At 69.1% G+C, this 4,784-nt stretch carries 7 protein-coding genes; 6 read left to right on the top strand and 1 reads right to left on the bottom strand.

Annotated features, from left to right (window positions below):
• The 4 genes from VJN29_RS19975 to VJN29_RS19960 form a co-directional block, all read left to right on the top strand.
• The coding region (locus VJN29_RS19975; RefSeq protein WP_324145396.1) for a nitroreductase family deazaflavin-dependent oxidoreductase at positions 1 to 459 on the top strand (459 nt) is incomplete at its 5' end.
• Positions 460 to 540: 81 nt separating this feature from the next.
• On the top strand, positions 541 to 1,779 hold the full coding sequence (locus tag VJN29_RS19970) for an alpha/beta fold hydrolase (RefSeq protein WP_324145395.1): 1,239 nt from the start codon (positions 541 to 543) through the stop codon (positions 1,777 to 1,779).
• A 62-nt stretch (positions 1,780 to 1,841) separates the two neighbouring features.
• On the top strand, positions 1,842 to 3,104 hold the full coding sequence (locus VJN29_RS19965; protein WP_324145394.1) for an NAD(P)/FAD-dependent oxidoreductase: 1,263 nt from the start codon (positions 1,842 to 1,844) through the stop codon (positions 3,102 to 3,104).
• Positions 3,105 to 3,115: 11 nt separating this feature from the next.
• Positions 3,116 to 3,676, top strand: a complete 561-nt coding sequence (locus VJN29_RS19960) for an OsmC family protein (RefSeq protein WP_324145393.1) — start codon at positions 3,116 to 3,118, stop codon at positions 3,674 to 3,676.
• A 115-nt stretch (positions 3,677 to 3,791) separates the two neighbouring features.
• On the opposite strand, the gene VJN29_RS19955 is transcribed toward VJN29_RS19960, so the two are convergent.
• On the bottom strand, positions 3,792 to 3,965 hold the full coding sequence (locus VJN29_RS19955) for a hypothetical protein (protein WP_324145392.1): 174 nt from the start codon (positions 3,963 to 3,965) through the stop codon (positions 3,792 to 3,794).
• Positions 3,966 to 4,093: 128 nt separating this feature from the next.
• Here VJN29_RS19955 and trxA point away from each other — a divergent pair, with 128 nt between their 5' ends.
• Both trxA and VJN29_RS19945 read left to right on the top strand, forming a co-directional pair.
• Positions 4,094 to 4,462 carry a thioredoxin gene (gene trxA, locus VJN29_RS19950; RefSeq protein ID WP_324145391.1) on the top strand — a complete coding sequence of 123 codons (369 nt, stop codon included), beginning with the start codon at positions 4,094 to 4,096 and terminating at the stop codon, positions 4,460 to 4,462.
• A gap of 28 nt (positions 4,463 to 4,490) precedes the next feature.
• Positions 4,491 to 4,784: DUF302 domain-containing protein (locus VJN29_RS19945; RefSeq protein WP_324145390.1), on the top strand; the 294-nt coding region annotated here is incomplete at its 3' end.

The following is a 4,784-nucleotide window of genomic DNA, read 5'->3' as shown; positions in this document are numbered from 1 at the left end:
GCGGTCCAGGCCCTCGTGTCCACCCGCCCAGGCTCCTGGGTGCTGTCCAGGGCCCTCCCGGCGTTGGACCGGGCCGCGGCTCGGCTGACCGGTGGCCGCACGTCCGTCTCGGAGCTCGGGGCCGGCGTGCCCATCGTCGTGCTGACCACCACGGGCAGGAAGTCGGGGCTGCCTCGTGAGTCGCAGCTCGTCGGCTTTCCTCTCGGCGACGCGATGGCGGTGATCGGCTCCAACTACGGCCAAGGCGCAACCCCCGCTTGGGTGCTCAATCTGGAGGCAGAGAATCGGGCCTCGCTCGCCCACGAGGCGAAGAGGATCGACGTCGTGGCACGCCCAGCCACGGAGACCGAAGGGGCCAAGGTCCTGTCCCTGGCCGCAACCGTCTACGGCGGCTACACGAAGTACCTGGCCCGGATCTCGGGTCGTCGGGTGCGCATCTTCGTGCTCGAGTCCCGCTGACGGTTCGCGTGCGGCCCGGGTGGACGACTCACCTACGCTGAACGCGTCTCTGGTGCCTCCCGGGGCTGTCACAATCCGTCTATGCGGTTCTCGTTCGGGGACGTCGTCCTCGACACCGACCGGTTCGTCCTGGAGCGTGGGGGCGAGCCGGTGCATGTCCAGCCCCAGGTCTTCGACGTTCTCTCACACCTCGTCCTCAACCGTGATCGGGTGGTGCCCAAGACGGAGCTGCTCGACCGGGTGTGGGGCGACCGCTTCGTCAGCGAGTCCACGCTGACCAGCCGCATCAAGGTGGCTCGTCAGGTGCTCGGTGACGACGGCTCGGCCCAGGCAGTCATCCAGACGGCTCACGGACGCGGCTACCGGTGGGTGGCCGACGTACAGGAGGAGCAGGTCGGCGCCGGTGCTGAACCGGGCCGCGGACCGGTGCCCCACGCCCGCGCGCTCCAGCAGCGCATCGGGTTCAGCCGCGCCCCTGATGGCACCCGAGTGGCGTACGCCACGGTGGGCGAGGGACCGCCGCTCGTCCGCGCAGCCCACTGGGTGACCCGTCTCGACTACGACTGGGAGAGCCCAGTGTGGCGGCACTGGATGGAGGGGCTCTCCCGGAGCCGGACCTTCATCCGCTACGACGAGCGGGGCTGCGGGCTCTCCGACCAGGAACCGGAGGACATCTCCTTCGAGACGTTCGTCCAGGACCTGGAGACGGTCGTCGACGAGCTGGGCCTCGAGCGGTTCCCGCTGATGGGCCTGTCACAGGGAGGACCGGTCGCGATCGAGTACGCCGTGCGCCACCCCGAGAGAGTGAGCCGTTTGGTCCTCGTCGGAGCGATCATGACTGGGCGCCTGGTCCGGGCCCGCACTGACGACGAGCGACGCGAGTCAGACATGCAGCGGGAGCTCATCCGCATGGGCTGGGGACGCGATGACCCCTCGTTCCGGCTCTTCTTCTCTTCAACGTTCATGCCGGATGCGCCGCCACAGCTGTGGAGCGACTTCGCCGAGCTGATGCGACGGAGCACGTCCACCGAGAACGCGCTTCGACACGCTGACGTGTCGGTGCGGCTGGACGTTAGCGAGGTGGCACGCCGTGTCACCGTCCCGACCCTGATCCTCCATGGACGTGGAGACCTGCGGATCCCGTTCAACCAAGGCGTGGAGCTGGCCTCCCGGATCCGGGGGAGCCGCTTGGTCCCACTCGACACCCGCAACCACCTGATGCAGCCAGACGAGCCGGCTTGGGAGCACTTCCTGCGTGAGGTCGATGAGTTCCTCGCTGCAGATGACCAAGTGAGAAGTCCAGCAGAAGTGCACCTCTAGTCCAAGTTCCGGTCCAGCCGAAGGGCGACGGTTGTCCTCGAACCAATCGAGGGGGACAACCCATGGCAGGCATGGACCTGGGCGTCGGCAGCCCAGCAGCGCGCATCGAGCGCGCGGAGGTGGTCATCGTCGGCGCTCGCGTGGCCGGCGCCGCGACGGCCGCACACCTGGCCCGCAGTGGCCACGACGTCGTGATGCTCGACCGGGCCGACTTTCCGAGCGACACCATCTCGACGCACGTCATTGCCCGATCCGGAATGGTGCAGCTGGACCGGCTCGGTGTGATCGACGAGCTGGTCAAGCGGGGTACCCCGCCGCTTCGGCGGGTGGAGTTCTCCAGTGGCCTGGGCCTGCTCTCGCGTGACCTCAAGGACCGCTACGGAATCGACTTCCTGCTCGCGCCCCGTCGTTACGTGCTCGATGACGTGCTCCAGGGTGCGGCCCTCGCAGCGGGTGCCCGTCTCAGGACGGGAGTCTCCGTGGACGAGGTCGTGCGCGACTCGACGGGCCGGGTCGTCGGCGTCCGCGGACACGACGAGTCGGGCCCGGTCGAGGTCCTCGGGAGGCACGTCGTCGGGGCCGACGGCCTGAACTCGCGAGTCGCCCGGTCCGTTGCAGCCCCGCTCACCGTCGAGCGGGAGAGCTCCGGGGCGGCTCAGTACGCCTACCTCGCGGGCGAGTGGGAGGCGATCGAGTACTACCTGACCGACGGCGTGTTCGCCGGGGTCTTCCCGACGAACGCGGCCGAGGCCTGCGTCTGGGTCATCACGTCCGAGAGCGTGGCTCGCCGCTACCGGCGGGAGCACCTTGGGGCCGACGGGGCGTTCGCCGCGCTCCTGGAGGAGCACGTTCCCGAGCTGGCCGCAAGAGTCAGACCACGATCGCAGAGCACGCCCGTGCGTGGCATGCTCCGAATGCCGAACCACTTCCGCAGGCCCTACGGCCCGGGCTGGTCACTCGTCGGCGACGCCGGGTACCACCGCGACGCGATCACCGGACATGGCATCAGCGATGCCGTACGCGACGCCGAGCTGCTGGCCGACTCACTTGACTCGAGTCTCCGGTGCCCTCCCATGGAGGCGTCGGCACTCGCGGCGTACGAGCTCGCCCGCGACCGGATGGCTGCCCCGATCTTCGAGACCACCGTGGCGCTCGCAGCCCTGCCCGACCAGGAGACGTTCGTCGGTCTGCAGCGGGGCCTGGCGGCCCAGATCGACGTCATGGCCGAGGAGCTCTTCCGGCGCCCCCTGCCTCGCACGTCGGGGGCTCTTCTGACCACCACCACGCCCGAGCGGCAACCGGCCGTCTCGGGAGCCACCACATAGGAAGAAGTTCAATGTCAACAGACACCGCACACCGCAACGGCGTGGACACGGCCACCCTCTTCGCGACCCTCGACGCGGTCAGGGGGATGCCGGCCGCGGCGCAGTTCCAGTTCCGTGCCCACAACGAGTGGCTGCAGGGGACGCACAGCCGCACGACGATCCACGACTACTTCGGCGTCGGGGAGGACCGGGTCCACGAGCGCGAGTTCGTCTTTGACGCGGACCACCCTGCCGTGCTCGTCGGCAAGGACAACGGCCCGACGCCTGTCGAGTTCGTCCTCCACGCGCTCGCGGCCTGCATCACGTCGGGCATCGCGAACATCGCCTCGGCCCGCAAGGTGACGCTGAACGAGGTTCGATCCACCGTGACCGGCGACATCGACCTCAACGGCATCCTGGGCCTCCAGGACGTCCGCAACGGGTACCAGCAGGTGACGGTGAAGTTCACCATCAAGGGGGACGCGCCGGAGCATGTCCTTCGCGAGATCGTGGAGCAGTCGCGCCGCCGGTCCGCCGTCTTCGACGTCATCACCAACGGCGTCCCGGTCGACATCGACGTCGCCGTCGGCTGACCGCCCGGGGCAGAAGAAACGGGGCCGAGTGCGTCAGGGGTACGCACTCGGCCCCGTTGGTGCGGCGACTCACGTCCTGCCACGCCCAGGGGACGGCGCGGCCGGATGCGTCCCGTCAGCCGCGGCCGAAGAGCTTGCCGAGGAACCCGCCGGAGGATGCCGAGGCGTCCTTCGAGTGGCCGGCGCAGCGCTGGGCGGCGGGCACGTGGCGCATGACCTGGTCGACGTGCTGGCCGCAGCCGGCCCAGGTGGTCTTGCCGCAGGTCCTGCAGTTGGCGGGACGACACATGTTTGAGCTCCTGATGGGTCGAGGGAGGCTTCGGAATTTATACCCCAGGGGGTATGTTGGAACCACTGTAGACCACGCCCACCGGGGCGCGCCATTCCGGCGACCCAGCACACCCTGAAGGAATCCGCATGAGCACCCGCAACCTGACATACGCCGACTTCGAGTCCACCGTCACCGGCGAGGGGATCGTCCTCGTCGACTTCTGGGCCTCGTGGTGTGGCCCCTGCCGCATGTTCGCTCCCGTCTATGAGGCGGCCTCGGAGCAGCACACCGACGTCGTCTTCGGCAAGGTGGACACCGAGGCGGAGCAGCAGCTCGCCGCAGCCGCCAGGATCACGTCGATCCCGACCCTGATGGCCTTCCGCGACGGCATCCTCGTGTTCAGCCAGCCGGGCGCGCTGCCCGCGGCCGGTCTCGAGCAGGTCATCCAGGGCGTCCGTGACCTGGACATGGACGACATCCGTCGCCAGGTCGAGGCCCAGTCCGCGACCGCCTGACCCGAGCACGCCCCGAGAAGGAGCAGACATGAACCACGCGATCACCGTCACCACGCCACTTGGCTTCGATGACGCCGTGCAGGCCACCCGCGAACGACTCGCCGAGGAGGGCTTCGGCGTCCTGACCGAGATCGACATGGCCGCGACGCTCAAGGCCAAGATCGGAGCCGAGATCCCGCCCCAGGTCATCCTCGGCGCCTGCCGGCCGCCACTCGCACTCGCCGCTCTCCAGGCCGACGCGTCGATCGGCGTCTTCCTGCCGTGCAACGTGGTCGTCCGGGTCGACGACGACGGCCGCACCGTGGTCCAGGCGATGGACCCC

It is taken from the genome of Intrasporangium sp. (genome assembly GCF_035280925.1).
GTDB lineage: Bacteria > Actinomycetota > Actinomycetes > Actinomycetales > Dermatophilaceae > Intrasporangium.
This window is presented reverse-complemented; position numbering and strand designations above follow the sequence as displayed.